Annotated in this window: 17 protein-coding genes; 3 read left to right on the top strand and 14 right to left on the bottom strand. The window is 67.8% G+C overall.

The genetic code is table 11. The features are described from left to right. Position 1 precedes the first annotated feature (1 nt). From WKW82_RS26145 to WKW82_RS26135, 3 genes are read left to right on the top strand one after another with little or no spacing between them, the layout of a single operon-like run. The gene (locus tag WKW82_RS26145) at positions 2-451 is read left to right on the top strand and encodes a nuclear transport factor 2 family protein (RefSeq protein ID WP_340337629.1); all 450 of its coding nucleotides are present in this window, start codon (positions 2-4) and stop codon (positions 449-451) included. Between the two features lie 8 nt (positions 452-459). Next, positions 460-1,935 carry an aldehyde dehydrogenase (NADP(+)) gene (locus WKW82_RS26140; protein ID WP_340345383.1) on the top strand — a complete coding sequence of 492 codons (1,476 nt, stop codon included), beginning with the start codon at positions 460-462 and terminating at the stop codon, positions 1,933-1,935. Beyond that, a complete protein-coding gene (locus WKW82_RS26135) occupies positions 1,929-2,225 on the top strand; it encodes a Dabb family protein (RefSeq protein WP_340345382.1) in 297 nt (98 codons plus the stop codon). The genes WKW82_RS26140 and WKW82_RS26135 overlap by 7 nt, the downstream gene beginning before the upstream one ends. A gap of 262 nt (positions 2,226-2,487) precedes the next feature. Here WKW82_RS26135 and WKW82_RS26130 read toward each other — a convergent pair whose 3' ends face one another. From WKW82_RS26130 to WKW82_RS26065, 14 genes are all read right to left on the bottom strand, one after another. Further along, the gene (locus WKW82_RS26130) at positions 2,488-3,222 is read right to left on the bottom strand and encodes a GntR family transcriptional regulator (protein ID WP_340345381.1); all 735 of its coding nucleotides are present in this window, start codon (positions 3,220-3,222) and stop codon (positions 2,488-2,490) included. A 27-nt stretch (positions 3,223-3,249) separates the two neighbouring features. Beyond that, positions 3,250-4,086: an HpcH/HpaI aldolase/citrate lyase family protein gene (locus WKW82_RS26125; RefSeq protein WP_340345379.1), complete on the bottom strand. Its 837-nt coding sequence runs from the start codon at positions 4,084-4,086 to the stop codon at positions 3,250-3,252. Beyond that, complete coding sequence (locus tag WKW82_RS26120; protein WP_340345377.1) at positions 4,070-4,651, bottom strand: cysteine hydrolase family protein; 582 nt, start codon at positions 4,649-4,651, stop codon at positions 4,070-4,072. The genes WKW82_RS26125 and WKW82_RS26120 overlap by 17 nt, the downstream gene beginning before the upstream one ends. 46 nt (positions 4,652-4,697) lie before the next feature. Beyond that, positions 4,698-5,897 (bottom strand): CaiB/BaiF CoA transferase family protein, encoded by a 1,200-nt coding sequence (locus WKW82_RS26115; protein WP_340345376.1) that lies wholly within the window; start codon positions 5,895-5,897, stop codon positions 4,698-4,700. Further along, entirely contained in the window at positions 5,894-7,084 is a 1,191-nt protein-coding gene (locus WKW82_RS26110) for a CoA transferase (protein ID WP_340345375.1), read from the bottom strand. Before WKW82_RS26110 ends, WKW82_RS26115 begins: the two co-directional genes overlap by 4 nt. Before the next feature lie 51 nt (positions 7,085-7,135). Then, positions 7,136-8,353 (bottom strand): FAS1-like dehydratase domain-containing protein, encoded by a 1,218-nt coding sequence (locus WKW82_RS26105; RefSeq protein ID WP_340345374.1) that lies wholly within the window; start codon positions 8,351-8,353, stop codon positions 7,136-7,138. Positions 8,354-8,447: 94 nt separating this feature from the next. Next, the gene (locus WKW82_RS26100) at positions 8,448-9,452 is read right to left on the bottom strand and encodes a Bug family tripartite tricarboxylate transporter substrate binding protein (RefSeq protein WP_340345373.1); all 1,005 of its coding nucleotides are present in this window, start codon (positions 9,450-9,452) and stop codon (positions 8,448-8,450) included. Between the two features lie 8 nt (positions 9,453-9,460). After that, positions 9,461-10,393: an SMP-30/gluconolactonase/LRE family protein gene (locus WKW82_RS26095; RefSeq protein WP_340345372.1), complete on the bottom strand. Its 933-nt coding sequence runs from the start codon at positions 10,391-10,393 to the stop codon at positions 9,461-9,463. An 11-nt stretch (positions 10,394-10,404) separates the two neighbouring features. Beyond that, positions 10,405-11,157, bottom strand: a complete 753-nt coding sequence (locus tag WKW82_RS26090) for an ABC transporter ATP-binding protein (RefSeq protein ID WP_340345370.1) — start codon at positions 11,155-11,157, stop codon at positions 10,405-10,407. Further along, positions 11,150-11,938: an ABC transporter ATP-binding protein gene (locus WKW82_RS26085; RefSeq protein WP_340345369.1), complete on the bottom strand. Its 789-nt coding sequence runs from the start codon at positions 11,936-11,938 to the stop codon at positions 11,150-11,152. Before WKW82_RS26085 ends, WKW82_RS26090 begins: the two co-directional genes overlap by 8 nt. Further along, complete coding sequence (locus tag WKW82_RS26080) at positions 11,935-12,912, bottom strand: branched-chain amino acid ABC transporter permease (protein ID WP_340345368.1); 978 nt, start codon at positions 12,910-12,912, stop codon at positions 11,935-11,937. Before WKW82_RS26080 ends, WKW82_RS26085 begins: the two co-directional genes overlap by 4 nt. Position 12,913: 1 nt before the next feature. Next, a complete protein-coding gene (locus WKW82_RS26075) occupies positions 12,914-13,792 on the bottom strand; it encodes a branched-chain amino acid ABC transporter permease (protein ID WP_340345367.1) in 879 nt (292 codons plus the stop codon). A gap of 4 nt (positions 13,793-13,796) precedes the next feature. After that, entirely contained in the window at positions 13,797-14,723 is a 927-nt protein-coding gene (locus tag WKW82_RS26070; protein WP_340345365.1) for an NAD(P)-dependent oxidoreductase, read from the bottom strand. Positions 14,724-14,737: 14 nt separating this feature from the next. Beyond that, entirely contained in the window at positions 14,738-15,484 is a 747-nt protein-coding gene (locus WKW82_RS26065) for an SDR family NAD(P)-dependent oxidoreductase (RefSeq protein WP_340345363.1), read from the bottom strand. Positions 15,485-15,496 lie beyond the last annotated feature (12 nt).

Here is a 15,496-nt window from a genome sequence, read left to right as displayed (position 1 = left end):
CATGGCCAAGTTCACCCCCGAAGACCACGCCGCCCTGATCCGCCGCTACTTCGACGCCTGCAACGCCGCCGACTACGACGCGCTGGTCGATTGCTTCACGCCGGATGCCGTGCATTACTTTCCCGCCGGGCTGCCGGAGATTCCCTGGCGCACGGCCGACACCATCGCGAAGAAATGGCAATGGTGCGTCGAGACACTCGGCTCGCAATGGACCATCGACAAGCTCATCGTGAGCCACAACACGCCCGAGGCGATGATCGAGTGGACCCACTGGAAGAACAAGAGCGGAACCGCCCTGCGCGGCGCCGAGTGGTACGACTTCGACACCGAGACCGGCAAGATCAAGGAGATCCGCGCGTACTACGCTGCGCCGGCCGACAAGGAAGTGAAGATCAACGAACTCGTCGCCTTCGACTACGTCGGTCGCGGCTATCCGCTCAAGAGCAAGTAGGGGCGTCGATGCCGCAATCCGTTGAAGCGCGAACTGGCGTCGCTGTGGGCACGCGCTGGGCCGAGTCCAGCGCTTTGGAAATCGATGCTGCCGTCAAGACTGCCGCGGATGCGAGCGATGCCTTCGCAGCGAGTACCGCAAGCCAACGCGCCACGCTGCTGCGTGCACTGGCCGATGCACTTGAGGCGGATCGCGAAGCGCTCGTCGCAGTTGCCGATCGCGAGAGCGCCCTCGGGCTCCCGCGCCTGAACGGCGAATTGGACCGCACGAGTTTCCAGCTTCGCGGATTTGCCGAGGTGCTGGAGCGTGGGGCGGCCCATGCGCTCATCGACGACCCCGCGATCGATGGCGCGCCGCCAGTTGGCCGCCCTCGCCTCACACGTGTTCGCGTACCCGTGGGCCCGGTCGCGATGTTCTCGGCCAGCAACTTTCCGTTCGCTTTTTCCGTGCTCGGCGGCGATTCCGCGTCGGCGCTTGCCGCGGGCTGCCCCGTGGTGGTCAAGGGCCATCCCGCGCATCCGGAGCTATCGCGCCGCGTGGCGTCGATGGCGCAAGCAGTGATCCGCGCGCAAGGCCTGCCGGCGGGCGTGTTCCAGTTCGTGCAAGGCGGCTCCATCGAGGTCGGCGTGGCGCTCGTGCAGGCACCGGCGATTTCGGCTGTCGCGTTCACCGGATCGTTCAAGGGCGGGACCGCGCTGGCCAAGGTTGCAGCCGAACGCCCGCGTCCGATTCCCTTCTACGGCGAACTCGGTTCGGTCAATCCGCTGGTCGTGCTGCCCGCAGCCCTCGGGCGCAACGGCACGGAACTCGCCAGCGCACTGGCCGCCTCGGTCTGCCTTGGCGCAGGCCAGTTCTGCACCAGTCCGGGCGTGATCCTGGTGCCGACCGATGCGGCTGGCGACAGCTTCGTCAAGTCATTGGCCGAAGCGCTGCGACCGATGCAGCCGCACGCCATGCTGTCGGCCGGCATCCGCGCCACTTTCGAACGCGGCGTTGCACAGTGGCGCAATGCGCCGCAACTCAGGCCGCTGGTCGACGATGCGTCCGATGCGACATCGCCCGCGCCCCGGCCCTTCCTGGCCGAAGTGTCGGCGGCCGACTTCATCGCCAGCCACACCTTGCATGAAGAAGTGTTCGGTTCCGCAGCGTTGGTCGTGCGCGTGGCGTCGATCGACGAAGCCATCGAGGTGCTGAGAGCCATCGGCGGCTCGTTGACCGTCACGCTGTGGGGCGCAGAAGCAGAGACCGACGAGACACGCCGGCTGGTGCGCGCGGCCACGCAGGTGGCCGGACGCGTGCTGTTCAAGGGCGTGCCCACCGGCGTTGCCGTGACCGCCGCGCAGCACCACGGCGGCCCCTACCCCGCGTCGACGCAGCCCTTCACGACCTCGGTTGGCTACGCCGCGCTCGACCGCTTCCTGCGCCCCGTGGCCTTGCAGGATGCGCCCGATTGGCTCATCGAAAGAAAGGGCGTGCCATGCTGATGCGCCACATCGTCCTGTTCCGCCGCAAGTCCGACGTCACGAAAGATGCGGTCCTGGAGAAGGCCCTGACGGAACGCATGGCCTCGCTGGGCGCGGAGATCCCGGTGATCCAGGGCTGGAAGTTCGCCGCCAATGAACTCAGCCGACCGATCTGCTGGGACTATGTGCTCGAGACCGAAGTGGCCGATGCCGAGGCACTGGATCAGTACCTGTTCCATCCCTTGCACCAGGCGCTGGTCGCGGATCTCAAGCCCTACTTCGAATGGGCGGCGGTGGACTACACCACTTAAGTCTCGGAAGTGAAGCCAGGCTTGGCATCGATCCGCGCGGGGACGTTCTGCCATGTCAGGTGAAGACTGCACAAAAAGCCCGCGGTCGCGCCCGCGGCGGTGAGTTCAGATGCACGCTCATGAGGATTCTCGGATGCGGTGCGCCCGCCTCAAGGAATAACGCAATTGATCATAGGAAGAGCAACCCGTTCGTCAGTTGATTCCGAACCACTTCAAACGCGTCTTCTGCCGAGCAAGCAGGGCGATGGCCAGCACCCACGCACTATGCGGCCGACTTGAGCACTTCCCAACCCGACTCGATGTGCTTGCGCATTGCGAGCATCGCTGCGGAAGCGTCGCCGGTCGTGAGCGCCTGCAGGATCTCGTCATGTTCCTTGACCGCATCCTTGCCGCGGCCTTCGGCGGCGTTGATCAGGTCGAAGGGATAGCGGGCCCACAGAATCTGCACGAAGTGCAGCGTCTGCGGCATGTCGGCGATGTCGGACATGCGCCGGTGGAAGCGATAGTTGACGCCGCGCGCGGTCGCACGGTCGCCGTCAGCGAACGCCTTCTCGAACTCGTCGGCGAGGGCCCGCAGTTCGGTGATGTCCTGCGCGGTGGCTTTTTCGACGGCGCTGCGAACCAGCTGCGTCTCGAGCAGAAGCCGCAACTGCAAGATCTCGCCGGAAATCCCGGGATCGAACGGAGCGACGCGGGCACCGCGGTACGAGTCGCCGTTGACATAGCCCTCGGCGGCCAGTAGCTTCAGGGCCTCGCGCACCGGCGTGATGCTCAGGTGCAACTGCTCGGCGATCTCTGCCTGCTTCAAGCGGGAGCCGCGCGGATACACCCCGGAGATGATCCGCTCGCGCAAATAGTCCGCGACCTGCTCTTCTTTTGTTCGGTAATCCATCTGCTGCGCCTGGCCGGCCGTCCCCTGGCCGAGCTGCAAGTCCTGTGTTGGTTCGAGATCACGCGGCTGCACCGTGATGTGCCCCGCCTCCGCGATCGGAGCCACACGGCGCGCCAGCCATCCCGCGGAATTCTAAGCGGCGACCGGCGGCTGCGAACCCGCCACGATGCGTCTTGCCCGCTCGACCACCGGCTTGTCGATCATCTTGCCGTCCACCGCAGTCGCCGCGCCCTGGCTGGCCTCGAACGCGGCGAGGACGCGCGTCGCCCATTGCAGTTCCGCGGCGGTCGGCAAGAAGGCTGCATTGACCGCAGAGACCTGGCGCGGATGGATGCACAGCTTGCCGCCAAAGCCGAGCTGCCGTGAACGCAGGGCATCCGCGCGCATTCGTGCCTCGTCGGTGAACTCCAGGCTGACACCGTCGATGGGCGCCGCCAGGCGCGCGTGGCAGGACTCGAGCGCGATCTGCGTGCGGATCGCGGTCATCGCATCGCCCTCGTCGGCGATGCCGCTCTCGACGGCAAAGTCGACGCTGCCGAAGGCGAGGCGCTGCAAACCTGGCGTCGCACAGAGCTGGCGCAAGCCCAGGTAGCCGGCCACGGTCTCGACCAGGGCGATGACCGGTCTGCCGCGGAGGGCGTTCGCCACACCTGCCATCGACGCCGCGTCCGCCTTGGGCAGCATCACGCCGGCTCCCGGCATCGCCTGCACGAGCCGCAGGTCGTCCGCATGCCATTCGGTGTCGATGGCGTTGATGCGCACGATGGCTTGCCCGCCCGCCGCAAGCCAGGCGCCCACGGCCTCGCGCGCCTGCACCTTGGCGGAGGGCGCGACTGCGTCCTCGAGGTCGAGGATCACCGCGTGCGTGCCGCTCGCGAGGGCCTTGTCGAAGCGCTCGGGGCGATCGCCCGGCACGAAGAGCAGGCTGCGTGCGATGCCGTGCAACGGCGACTCACTCGAAGACGACATCTTGTGAATTCGTGATGCGGCAGAAGCGCTTCAGGCCACCGATGGCATGCTCGTGCTCCTCGGTCGATGCGCCGCAGCAGGCGTCTTCGAGCACGACCATCTCGTAGTCGCGGTCGTGGCCTTCGCGCACCGTGGCCTGTACGACAGCGTTGGTGGAGATGCCGGAGCAATAGATACGCCGGATTCCGTGCGCGCGCAGGATCGCTTCGAGGGAGGTGCTGTAGAACGGGCTCACGCGGTGCTTGACGATGTCGAAGTCACCGGGCTGCCGGCCCAGGTCTGGGTGGACCTCGGTGCCCCATTCGCCGAGCTTGAAGATGCCGGCCTTGCGCGCACCGGCGAAGATCGGCGAGTTGGGCGGGCATTCGCGATAGTCCGGCGAGAAGCCGACGCGCACGAAGCCGATCGGCACGCCGGCCGCACGGGCCTTGTCGATGGCGGTGCGCGTGTTCTCGATGATGCGGCGTCCGCGCACCTGCTCGCCATAGGCGGCCTTGCCGTTCGGCCCGTCGGCGTGGATCAGGTCGTTCTCCATGTCCAGCACGAGGTAGATGGCGTCCTTCACGGGGAAATCCTTTCGTTGAACGAGGGGTTGCGCGATGGTGACGCATTCACAGGATCACCTCGCGTGCCTCGAGCTCCTTGCGTTGCGCGGTGTCCAGGCCGAGCAGTTCGCCGAACACATAGTCCTCGTCCTGGCCCAGCGTGGGTGTGAGGCGCCGGATGCCGATGTCGTTGCTGCGGGCGAAGCGCGCGGGTGCGCCGACCGCGAGCCGCGGCGCAATGCCGGCCGCGCTCACCTCGACCAGTGCCTTGCGCTCGCGCAGGTGCGGGTCGTCCGCGATGTCCTGCATGTTCCAGGACACATGGGCGCTGACGCCGGCCTGTTGCAGGCGGGCGGCGGTTTCATCCGCATCGCAGGTCGACAGCCATTGCGTCAGCAGGCCGTCCACCTCTTCGCGCAGGCGCAGTCGGCCTTGCACGGTGCCCAGGCGCGGGTCGGCGTTGGGCTGGCCCAATACGCGAAGCAGCTTCCGCCATTGCGCGTCGTCGCGCACGGCCAGCGTGAGCCACCGGTCGGGCTGGCGGGTCGGGTACACGCCATGTGGCGCCATCCCGAGATCGCCATTGCCGGGGCGCGCCGGCGCAACGCCGACGCTCGCTTGCAGCAGCGCATCGCCGATCATGGCCGAGGCCACCTCGCGCGCTGCCAGGTCCACGTGCTGCGCCCGGCCGGTGCGCCGGCGCTGGTGCAGCGCGGCCACGGTGGCCAGTGCCGCGTGCACGCCGGCGGAATGGTCCATGACATGACGCATCTCCATCGGCGGTCCGTCGCTGTAGCCGCTCATCCAGCCCAGGCCGCCCCATGCGCCAAACAGCGGCGCGTAGCCGGCGAAGTGCGAGTCGGGGCCGCTCTGGCCGCATGACGAGAGCGAGAGCATCACGATGTCCTGCTTGACCTTGTGCAGTTCGTCGAAGCCCAGGCCGAGGCGCTTGATGACGCCAGGTCGGAAGCTCTCCGCCGCAATGTCCGACTGGGCCACGAGCCGTTTGGCCAGCGCCACCGCTTCCGGTTGCTTGAGATTGAGCCGTATCGACAGCTTGTTGGCAGAGACCTGGTCGAAGGTCGCCGCCTGCATCCGCCCGTAAACCGCGTGTGGCTTGCGGAAAGCGTCGGGCCGGGTGCGGCTTTCGATCTTGATGCACTCCGCGCCGAGTTGCGCCAGCAGGTGTGTGCAGAACGGACCGGCCGCGTGGATGGTGAAGTCGGCGATGCGCACGCCGGCCAGTGGCGCCTTGCCATGGTTCATTGCAGTACCTCCTGCGCCAGTTCCTGCGGCGCCTCGTGCGACATCTCGCCCAGTGCGGGCACACGCCCGCCGCCTGGCAGATGCGTGCAGCGGAACTGGAAAGGTGCGACCAGGATCTCGGCCGGCGCGCCGCTCTCCAGCATCGCGGGTGCGAACAGGCCGCGCGCGCGCTCCTGTTCTCCATGGAAGACTTCGTCAGGCGATCGGTACTTCGCGGCCGGCACGCCGAGCTCCTGCGCACGCCGCACGATGTCTTCCACGGCATGCCTGGCCATCCATTCGCGGACGTGGCCGTTGATCTCGTCGCCGCGGCGGCTGCGTTCCAGCGGGTCGCGAAGCGCGTCTTCCATCGCCCACGCCGGCTGGCCGAGCAGCTCAACCAGCGAGTGCCACTGCCGGTCTTCCAAGGTCAGCAGCTCGACGAAGCCGCCCTGTGCCTCGAACACGCCTCCGTAGCGAAAACGCCGGGTCGTGCGGTGTTCCAGCGACCCATCGCCCAGGCGCTGCAGCGCGAACGCACCGACCGAGAGCACCGCATCCTGCAGCGATACGTCGACATACTGGCCGCCGGATTCGGGTTGCGCCCACCAGGCGCTGAGAGCGCACATGGCGGCCATGCATCCGCCTTGGTACGCACCGAAGTGGCCGTAAATCTTCAGCGGCGCGCGATCCGGAAAGAGTTCGTGCGACAAGCCGTTGGGCAGCAGGAAGCCCTCGCCGCCGGCATGCAGGAGGTTGACTTCCTCTGCATCCCAGCCGGCCTTGGGGCCAGTGGCGCCGAAGGGCAGCACGCTCACATGCACAAGGTGCGGAAAGCCTGCGCCGATCGACTCCGCATCGAGCCCGTGTGCGGCCCGCTCGCGCACCGGCGTGTCGTCGATGAGGATGTGCGCATCGGCGAGTTCGCGCGCCAGCAGCTCGCGTCCGGCGTGCAAGGTGGTGTCGCACAACAGGCTGCGCTTGCCCACCGCGAGGTAAGCGAAGAGGGCACTGTCGCCAGTGTCCTCCAGCAGCGGCACCGCCCGGCGCAAAGGCGATCCGCCCGGAGGCTCGAGCATCACCACCTGCGCCCCCATGGCGGCAAGCATACGCCCGGCATAGGCGGCCGCGGCGGAGCGCGAGCGCTCCAGCACCCGGCAGCCGGACAGGGGCAGCGCGGCGGCTGGCGGAAGGTCGTGAGGATCCATGAGAACTCTCTTTTGCTGGGTTGCGGGCGGGCGGCGCCGGGCTGTGATGGCTCAGCGGACGATCGGCAGCTCGAGGTCGATGCCCGAGCCGTCGATGAACGCCGGCAGGCGCACGTCGCGCGAGGGCAGCGCGACGGTGGCGATGCCTGGCGTTGTCACCTCGCCGCGCTGGTTCTCGGCCGCGATCTCGATGTCCACCAGCGCCGTCTTGTCCTTGAGGTACTTGCGCACGACCTTGCCCTTGCAGAACGTCGTGTCGCCGACGATGTTGAAGCGGCGCATCTCGGTGCGCACGCGCTTGATCACACCCGCGTCGCCCATCCAGTTGGTGACGAGCGAGCACATCCATGCCGAGCGTTGCGGGCCGTAGTCGTAGGTGCCGGGCACGCCGACTTCCTTGGCAACGGACTCGCGGTGGTGGCCGATGCCGGTGTATTCCACGCCGCCGCCGGCTTCGGGGTTGCGGAAGTAGTGGCCCGGGTGCTTGACGGCCGACTGCAGCACCACGCCGTGCGTGTGACCGCGGCCACAGCCGACCAGGAAGCCCATGGTGTCCATCAGCGACAACGGGCCGCGCGCGATGGTCGGCAGCTGCTCGCCCACCTTCACTTCTTCCCAGAAACGCACGTTGGCGCCGCGCACGTTCTTCGGCTCGTCGAGCACCATCTGGTCGATGCGGTCCTGCTCCTCGCTCGTGTACTCGTGCTGGAGGATCTCCTTGTACTTGCCGGTGTCGCGTGCCGCCTTGCGCTCGTGCCGGGTGCAGGTGCCGAGGGCTCGCGCCACCAGCTCGCTGCGCTGGTTGTAGTAGCAGGCCTCGACATACTGCAGCACCAGGCGGCCGGAGAACTTGCTTTCCTTCTCCTCCACGCCGACCACGCGCTCGATGGCCGTGATGCGGTCTCCAGGGCGAACGTGGCGGAACAGTTCCCAGTCGTTGCCGGCATAGAAGCCGTGCACGCCGGGCAGGCCCCAGCGCGTGCGACCGAGCCAGCCAAAGGCCATCGGGAACATCGGATGGCCGATCATCGAGCCGTAGCGCGTGGCATTGCCGTAGCCGATGTCGCGATACAGCGGGTTCAGGTCGCCGATGCCGTTGCACCAGTTGCGCAGCGTGTCGGCGGTGGCGTCCTGCAGGTACGGGCCTTCAGGCCGCAGGTGCAGGCCGATCATGGCGCGGGCATCGGCCACCGCGGCATCGGTGATCAGGCCTTCGGCGGGCGCATTGCCGACTTCGGGCTGGGGGGCTTCGAGGACTGTGGTGTTCATGGATTCAAACTCCTGGTTTCAAAGTTAAAGAATGCAGAATGCATTCTTGTGGGAAAGGCAATGGCGCTTCCGTGGCATGCGAAGCGCCCAACCTCTAGTCGACGCTGATTTCGGCGGCCTTGATGACCCCGCCCCACTTGGGGCGTTCTTCCTTGACGAACTTGTCGAGCTGGGCAGGACTCATGTAGAGCGGCTCGACGCCGCTGTCCATCATCCGTTGCCGGGTCTCGGGCTGTTGCAGGACGCGCTGGATGTGTTCGCTCATCTTCTGCACGATGTCCGCCGGCGTGCCGCGCGGCGCGAACACTGCATCCCATGCCACGACGTCGAAGCCCGGCACGCCTTGCTCGGACACGGGCTTGATGCCCGGCAGCATCTCGCTGGCCTTGAGCGAGGTGATGCCCAGCACGCGCAGCTTGCCGCCCGCGAGTTGCGGGCGCGCGGCGGTAACGGTGTCGATGGTCAGCGGAATCTGGCCGCCCAACGTGTCCGTCATGGACTGGCCGGAGGACTTGTACTTCACGCCGAAGAGCGGCGCCTGCGCCTGCTTGGCGAACTGTGCGAACACGACGGCGGCCGTGGTGCTCGGCAAGCCCACGTTGAGGCTGTTCGGCTTGCTGCGGGCGCGGGCCACCAGCTCGGCAATGCCGTTGGTGGGCAGGTCGGTCGCGGCGGTGCAGATCACCATCGGCAGCAGGCCGAGCATGGCCACTGCTTCGAAATCCGTGGCGGGATTGAAGCCGAGCGTGGGATAGAGAAACTCGTTGGCGGCATGGGTCGCGTTGGTGCCGAGCAGAAAGGTGTAGCCATCCGGCGTCGACTTGGCCGCGAGCGCCGCACCGATGTTGCCGCCAGCGCCGGCGCGGTTCTCCACGACGATGCTCTGATTCAGCGTCTTCGACAGCTCCTGCCCGACCAGCCGCATCAGCGCGTCCGCGCCTTGGCCGGCCGCGTAGGGCACGATGATCCGGATCGGTCGGTCGGGCCAAGCCTGTTGCGCCGACGCCGGGGCCGACCACACGCCCATGGCCGCGGCGACCAGCACAGCGCTGGCTTGCAGGATGTCGCGCAGGCCGCGCTGGCTTGAAGTGGTGTTCATGGGGGCTTTCATGCGCAAAGGGCCAGGCCGGCGCGCGGCCAGCGGGCCGCAAACAGCTGGCCATAGCCGGACAGGGTGATGAAGGCAGTGCGCCGGTCGGCCCCGCCGAAGCAGATGTTGGTACAGTAGCCCTCGGGCGCGGCGTGGAACTCGATGAGCTCGCCAGCGGGGGAAAACACGCTGATGCCGCCACGCACCAGCGTCGCCACGCAGATGTTGCCGTTCTCTTCGACGGCCAGCGAATCGAAGCGCTGGAAGCCGGGCAGGCCGTGCACCAGTCGCCCGCCATTGGGCGAGGGCCAGGCCTCGTGGCCGAGCTCGCCCGGCCCCTTGACCGGATAGGACCACAGTCGGGCGGTCTCGGTTTCGCTGACGTAGAGCGTGCTGCCATCGGGCGACAGGCCGACGCCGTTCGGGGTCAGGAAAGGATGCGCCGCGCGGCGGATGAAGCTGCCATCGGCGCGCGCGTAGTACACAGCGCCGCGCAGGATGCGGTCTTCGAAGGTCTTGCCGAAGTCGGTGAACCAGAAGCCACCGTGCGCGTCGAAGACGATGTCATTTGGCCCATGCAACGGGATGCCGTCGCATTCGGTGTAGAGCGTCTCCACCGCGCCGCTGGACAGGTCGACGCGCTGGATCGCGCCGCCCTTGTAGCCGGCCGCTGCGCCGGTCGGGCGCGAGAATCCGTCGTCGGTGCGCCAGCTGAAGCCGCCGTTGTTGCAGAGGTAGCAGTGGCCGTCGGGTCCGAGGGCCGCGCCGTTCGGGCCGCCGCCCACGTCGGCCACCACTTCGATGGCGCCATCAGGCTGCACGCGCATCAGCCGGCCCGATGCAATCTCGACCACCAGCACGCTGCCGTCCGGCATCGCGATCGGGCCTTCGGGGAACTTCAGGCCGGTGGCGACCACGCGGCCCTGCAACTTCAGATCTTTGGAGCTCATGTCGTCGTTCCTCATGCGGGCACGGCGGTGTTGGTGTCCTGCCGCGCGCCCAGGTAGGCATCGATCGCCTGCTGGCGGCCTTCGCGGCTGCGCAGCGCGAGCGCATCGAGCCAGCCCACGATGTGACCGTGGCGCATGACCCAGGCCTGCGTTGCGAGCTTGGCCGCGGCATGGAAGCTCTGCTCCACCAGCAGCGCCGACAGCTTCTGCTGCTGTTGGATCAGCGCCAGTCGTTCGTACACGCGCGCCACCAGCAGCGGCGCCAGGCCGAGGGACGGCTCGTCCAGCAACAGCAGGCGCGGCCCCGACATGAGCCCGCGGCCGATCGCCAGCATCTGCTGCTCGCCGCCGCTCAGCAGCCCCGCTGGCGCGTTGAGCCGGTTCGCGATCTCGGGGAAGAAGTCCAGGACCATGCGGCGGCGACTGGCGCGCGTGCCGGCATCGACGAAGTACGAACCCAGCGTCAGGTTTTCGGAAACGGACAGGTCCGCGACGATCGCCCGGCCTTCGGGCACGTAGACGATGCCGGCCTTGAAACGCGCGGCCGTCGAGAGTCTCGAGACGTCCTGCCCTTCGAAGACCACGCGGCCTTGCGACGGCTCCAGTCCTGCGATTGCGCGCAGCGTGCTGGACTTGCCGGCGCCATTCGCGCCCAGCAACGCCGCCACGGTGCCGGCCGCCATGCCGAGGCTGACACCATGCACCACCGGCCCGGCGCCGTAACGGACGCTGAGGCCTTCGACCTGGAGCAGGCTGTCACTCATCGTCGTCCCCCAGGTAGACGGCCACCACCTCGCGGTTCGCGCGGATCTGCGCCGGGTTGCCCGAGGCCAGCAGGCGGCCCACGTTGAGCACGTGGATCGTGTCGCAGACTTCCATGATCAGGTCCATGTCGTGCTCCACGACCACCAGCACCAGTTGCGGCGAGCGCAACTTCAGGAGGGCGTTCGAAAGGTCGCGCGTCTCGACCGAGTTGAGACCGGCGGCGGGCTCGTCGAGCAGCAGCACGCGCGGGGATCCGGCGATGGCGCGAGCGATCTCGGCCAGCCGCAGCACGCCCGGCGGCAGCTGCGAAGGCTCCTCGTCCGCAACGTGGGCGATGCCCAGGCGCGCCAGTGCAGTGAGCGCCAAGTCACGATGGCGTGCACGCTCCTGGCGGCCGCGCGCGAGCGGCAGGAAGGCGTCGAGCCAGCCGGCGCCCGAGAGGCGGTCCAGGCCGATCATCACGTTCTCGACAATGCTCAGTTCCGGGCACAGCGCCACATGCTGGAAGCTGCGCGAGAAGCCGAGTGCGGCGCGGTGGGTCGGCGGCAGGCCTTCGAGGCGCACGTCACCGAGCCGGATGCTGCCCTTGCGCGGTGAATAGAGGCCGGTGAGGCAGTTGAAGAAGCTCGTCTTGCCGGCCCCGTTCGGGCCGATCAGGCCGGTGATTTCACCGGGCCGAAGCTGCAGGGCAATGTCCTGCAGCACATGGTTGCCGCCGAAGGAAAGCCCCAGCCCGTCGACGACCAGTGGCACCGCCTGCGACACTGCAACGCCGCTCATGACTGGCCTCCCGAAAGGCGCGCGCGCAACGCTGCCGGCAATGCGTTGAAGCCCAGCACGACGGCCAGCAACGCGCCGCCGTAGAGGATCGGCACCCAGTCGCCAGCGCCGGCCAGCAGCAGCGGAATCAGCGTCAGGAACAGGCCGCCGATCACGCTGCCCACCAGGGACAGCGAATAGAGGCTCACCACCGAACCCACCAGCAGGAAGATCGAAGTCCACAGCGTGAAGCTGTTCGGCGACACCGTCGACGAACTGAAGGAGAGCAGCGCGCCGCCCACCGCGGCGATGGCCGCGCTCAAGGCCATGCACGACAGGCGCGCCCAGCTGCGGCGCACGCCGAAGGATTCCGCCGCATGCGCCGACGTGCGGATCAGCAGCAGCGCCATGGCCTGGCGCGACCGGCGGAAGTGCCGCAGCAGCAGCACGACCGCGATCGCGCCCAGCAGCGGCAGGTAGTAGCGCTGCAGCGACTTCGGCATGCCCGGTAGCGCGTCGAGCTTCACGTAGAGGCCTTCGTAGCCGCCGGAGATGCTGGAGTAGTGCAACAGCAGTTCGGGCAGCGCCAGGGCCAGCGCCATCGTGGCAACCGCCAGGTAGATGCCCGACAGGTTTCGCGACGGAAATGCGAACGCCAACCCGAGCGCGCCGCCCACCACCGCGGCCAACGGCATGCTCGCCAGCACCGACAGGCCCAGGTACTTCTCGACCAACGCCACGGTGTAGGCGCCGGCCGCGACGAATACGCCATGTCCGATCGAGACCTCTCCGCCGTAGCGCACGAGGAAGCTCACCGACATGATCGCGATCGCATTTGCGAAGCACAGGCCGAGCGTGAAGGTCCAGTAGCCGCCCGCCACCAGCGGCAGCAAGAGCAACACGGCGAGGCCGAGCGCGCTGCCGACGTTCAAGGTCCAGCGCTGTGTGCGCTCTGCGCCGCTGACATCCGGCGAGACGTCGGGGGTGATCGGCATGCTAGACACGGGCACCTCCGCGCACGGCGAGGACGCCCTTCGGGAACGCGTTGAGCACGAGCAGGATGGTCAGCAGCACGTAGGTGTTGTTGAATTCCGCCGCGACATAGAACGACAGCAGGTTCATCAGCACGCCGATGAAGATGCCGCCGAGCACCGCGCCCGGCAGGCTGCTGAAGCCGCCGACCACCGCGGCCGCGAAGGCCTGCAGCATGAACGACGCCACGCTGGTCGACGACAGGAAGGTGGTGGGCACGATCAAGAGCGACGCGACCAGCCCCAGCAAGCCCGCCACCACCCACGAAAACATGTGCGCGCGCCGCAGGTTCAGCCCGCAGACCCGGCTGGCAAAGGGATTGGCCGACACCGCGCGGAAGGCGATCCCGATGCGGGTCCGCTCGATCAGCAGGTACAGCAGCCCGATGACCAGGGCGGTGACGCCGATCACTGCGAGGTCGTAAGCAGACACGCGCAGCAGGCCGAGGTCCATGCGCCAACGCGGCAGCGGGAGATCCATCGACACCACGTTGGAGCCGAACAGCAACTGTGTCGCACCCTGCGCGACCAGGCCCACGCCCAGTGTGGCAATGGTGCTGGTCAGGTCCGACTTGAACACCAGCGGTGCGATCAGCAGGCAGGTCGCGGCCATCACCGCCGCCATGATCGCCAGCGTCAGCAACACCGCAGGTGCCCAGGCCATCTGCGCGAAGACGCCGGCGGTGAAGCCATACACCAGGAAGGCCGCGAGCCCGGCCAGGTTGCCGTGCGCGAAGTTCACGACATTGGAGCTCTTGTAGATCAACACGATGCCGATCGCGCCCATCGCATAGAGGCAGCCGCTCACCATGCCCGCCCAGACCAGCCCGATGAAGTCGGTCATGGCCTCAGGCCTTTGCGTCAGTGGCGCACTGCGCCGGACCGATGTTGCGGTCGATCACTTCGATCACCGCGGGAAAGTAGCGTCCGCCCCAGCCCTTGCTTGCCGTCGCCGTGTAGTAGCGCTGTGCCAGTTCGGTGACGTGCGCCGAGACACCCGTCTGCGTGGCAAGTTCGAGCACGTAGCCGATGTCCTTCAGCGCGTATTCGGGCGGAAAGGATTTCTCCGGGAACTGGCGCGGCAGCATCGCCTTGCGGCCGTGGTTGCGCAGCACGAAGCTGTCGCCCGAGCCCTTCGACACGGCGTCCAGCAGCACCGCCGATTGCACGCCGGCACGTTCGCCCAGCACCATCATCTCGGCCAGCGCCACGGTGTTCTCGAACACCAGTGCGTTGTTGATGAGCTTCACGACCTGGCCGCAGCCCACGTCACCGCAATGCGTCACGTCGGTGGCGATGTAGCGCAGCAGGGGCTCGATGCGCCCATACAGCGATGCATCGGCGCCGACCATGATGCTCAGCTCGCCGCGCTGCGCCGCCTCCCGCGTGCGGGCCACCGGCGCATCCGCAAAGGCGATGCCTCGCGTCGCGAGCTTCGCGCCCACCTGGCGGGCCGACGCGACGGTGGTGGTGCTCAGGTCGACGATCACCGAAGGCTTGTGCGCGCCGCCGGAGAGGCCTTCCGGACCGAGGCATACCGCCTCCACCTGCGGGCCGCCGGGCAGCGAGAGGAACACCACGTCGGCCCGCGCGGCCACTTCGGCCACGGTGCCCACGCGTTGCGCCTGGGTGCCGTCCAGCACCTCGAAGGCCTTCGGGTTCGTATCGAAGGCGATGACTTCGCCGGCATGCTTGAGCGCCATGTTGCGGCACATCGCGCCGCCCATGACGCCGAGGCCCACGAAGCCGATCACCGGCACTGCGTTGGTTGCCATGCTGTTCTTCCCGGTCAGTTCATCCACATGCCGCCGCTGATGTCCAGCGAGGTGCCCGTGATCCAGTTCGAGGCCGGCGAGCAGAGGAACAGCGCGGCCTGCGCAATGTCGTCGGCATTGCCATAGCGACCGAGCGGCACCGTGGTGTTGGCCGAGGGCGCCGAGGTGCCGCCGGTCACGTTGGCCCACATCGCGGTCTCCACGGGGCCGGGGGCGAGGGTGTTGGCATAGACGCCGTGCGCGGCGCCCGCCTTGGCAATCCAGCGCATCATCCCGTGCACTGCGGCCTTGGACGCGACATAGGCCGGCCCGGAAGCGACACCACCGTTCTTCGCGGCAATCGAGCCGGCCGCGAGGATCTTGCCGAAGCCGCGCTCGCACATCAGCGGAAAGAGCTTGCGCGCAGGATTGACCACGCCGCGCACGTTGACGGACATGATCGCGTCCCACTCGTCGTCGGAGCTGTCGCCGAGCGGCGTGCGGGCGATGATGCCGGCGCACATGACGAGGATGTCGACCTTGCCGTGCTCGGCGATCACCGCGTCGATGACCTTGTCGGTCTCGGCGCGCGAGGTGACGTCATACGGGCGGTACTGGATGCCGGGGCCGATGTCCTCGTGCTCGGCGCGATCGGTGGCGATCACATGAGCGCCGGCCGACTGGAATGCATTGGCGATGGCGCGGCCCATGCCGCCCGCGCCGCCCGTGATCAGGGCGACCTGGCCCTCCAGGCTCGCCGGGCCGCTCAGATGTTGTGCCATGTCTCTTGTCTC

The organism is Variovorax rhizosphaerae (genome assembly GCF_037889975.1).
Classification (GTDB): domain Bacteria; phylum Pseudomonadota; class Gammaproteobacteria; order Burkholderiales; family Burkholderiaceae_C; genus Variovorax; species Variovorax rhizosphaerae.
Note: the sequence above shows the minus strand (reverse complement) of the source record. Positions and strands in the feature narration are given on the sequence as shown.

Excerpts from the sequence above, each read along its gene's own strand:
- WKW82_RS26145 (WP_340337629.1), top strand. The coding sequence starts at position 2 with ATGGCCAAGTTCACCCCCGAAGACCACGCCGCCCTGATCCGCCGCTAC.
- WKW82_RS26140 (WP_340345383.1), top strand. The coding sequence starts at position 460 with ATGCCGCAATCCGTTGAAGCGCGAACTGGCGTCGCTGTGGGCACGCGC.
- WKW82_RS26135 (WP_340345382.1), top strand. The coding sequence starts at position 1,929 with ATGCTGATGCGCCACATCGTCCTGTTCCGCCGCAAGTCCGACGTCACG.
- WKW82_RS26125 (WP_340345379.1), bottom strand. The coding sequence starts at position 4,086 with ATGTCGTCTTCGAGTGAGTCGCCGTTGCACGGCATCGCACGCAGCCTG.
- WKW82_RS26115 (WP_340345376.1), bottom strand. The coding sequence starts at position 5,897 with ATGAACCATGGCAAGGCGCCACTGGCCGGCGTGCGCATCGCCGACTTC.
- WKW82_RS26110 (WP_340345375.1), bottom strand. The coding sequence starts at position 7,084 with ATGGATCCTCACGACCTTCCGCCAGCCGCCGCGCTGCCCCTGTCCGGC.
- WKW82_RS26105 (WP_340345374.1), bottom strand. The coding sequence starts at position 8,353 with ATGAACACCACAGTCCTCGAAGCCCCCCAGCCCGAAGTCGGCAATGCG.
- WKW82_RS26100 (WP_340345373.1), bottom strand. The coding sequence starts at position 9,452 with ATGAACACCACTTCAAGCCAGCGCGGCCTGCGCGACATCCTGCAAGCC.
- WKW82_RS26095 (WP_340345372.1), bottom strand. The coding sequence starts at position 10,393 with ATGAGCTCCAAAGATCTGAAGTTGCAGGGCCGCGTGGTCGCCACCGGC.
- WKW82_RS26090 (WP_340345370.1), bottom strand. The coding sequence starts at position 11,157 with ATGAGTGACAGCCTGCTCCAGGTCGAAGGCCTCAGCGTCCGTTACGGC.
- WKW82_RS26085 (WP_340345369.1), bottom strand. The coding sequence starts at position 11,938 with ATGAGCGGCGTTGCAGTGTCGCAGGCGGTGCCACTGGTCGTCGACGGG.
- WKW82_RS26080 (WP_340345368.1), bottom strand. The coding sequence starts at position 12,912 with ATGCCGATCACCCCCGACGTCTCGCCGGATGTCAGCGGCGCAGAGCGC.
- WKW82_RS26075 (WP_340345367.1), bottom strand. The coding sequence starts at position 13,792 with ATGACCGACTTCATCGGGCTGGTCTGGGCGGGCATGGTGAGCGGCTGC.
- WKW82_RS26070 (WP_340345365.1), bottom strand. The coding sequence starts at position 14,723 with ATGGCAACCAACGCAGTGCCGGTGATCGGCTTCGTGGGCCTCGGCGTC.
- WKW82_RS26065 (WP_340345363.1), bottom strand. The coding sequence starts at position 15,484 with ATGGCACAACATCTGAGCGGCCCGGCGAGCCTGGAGGGCCAGGTCGCC.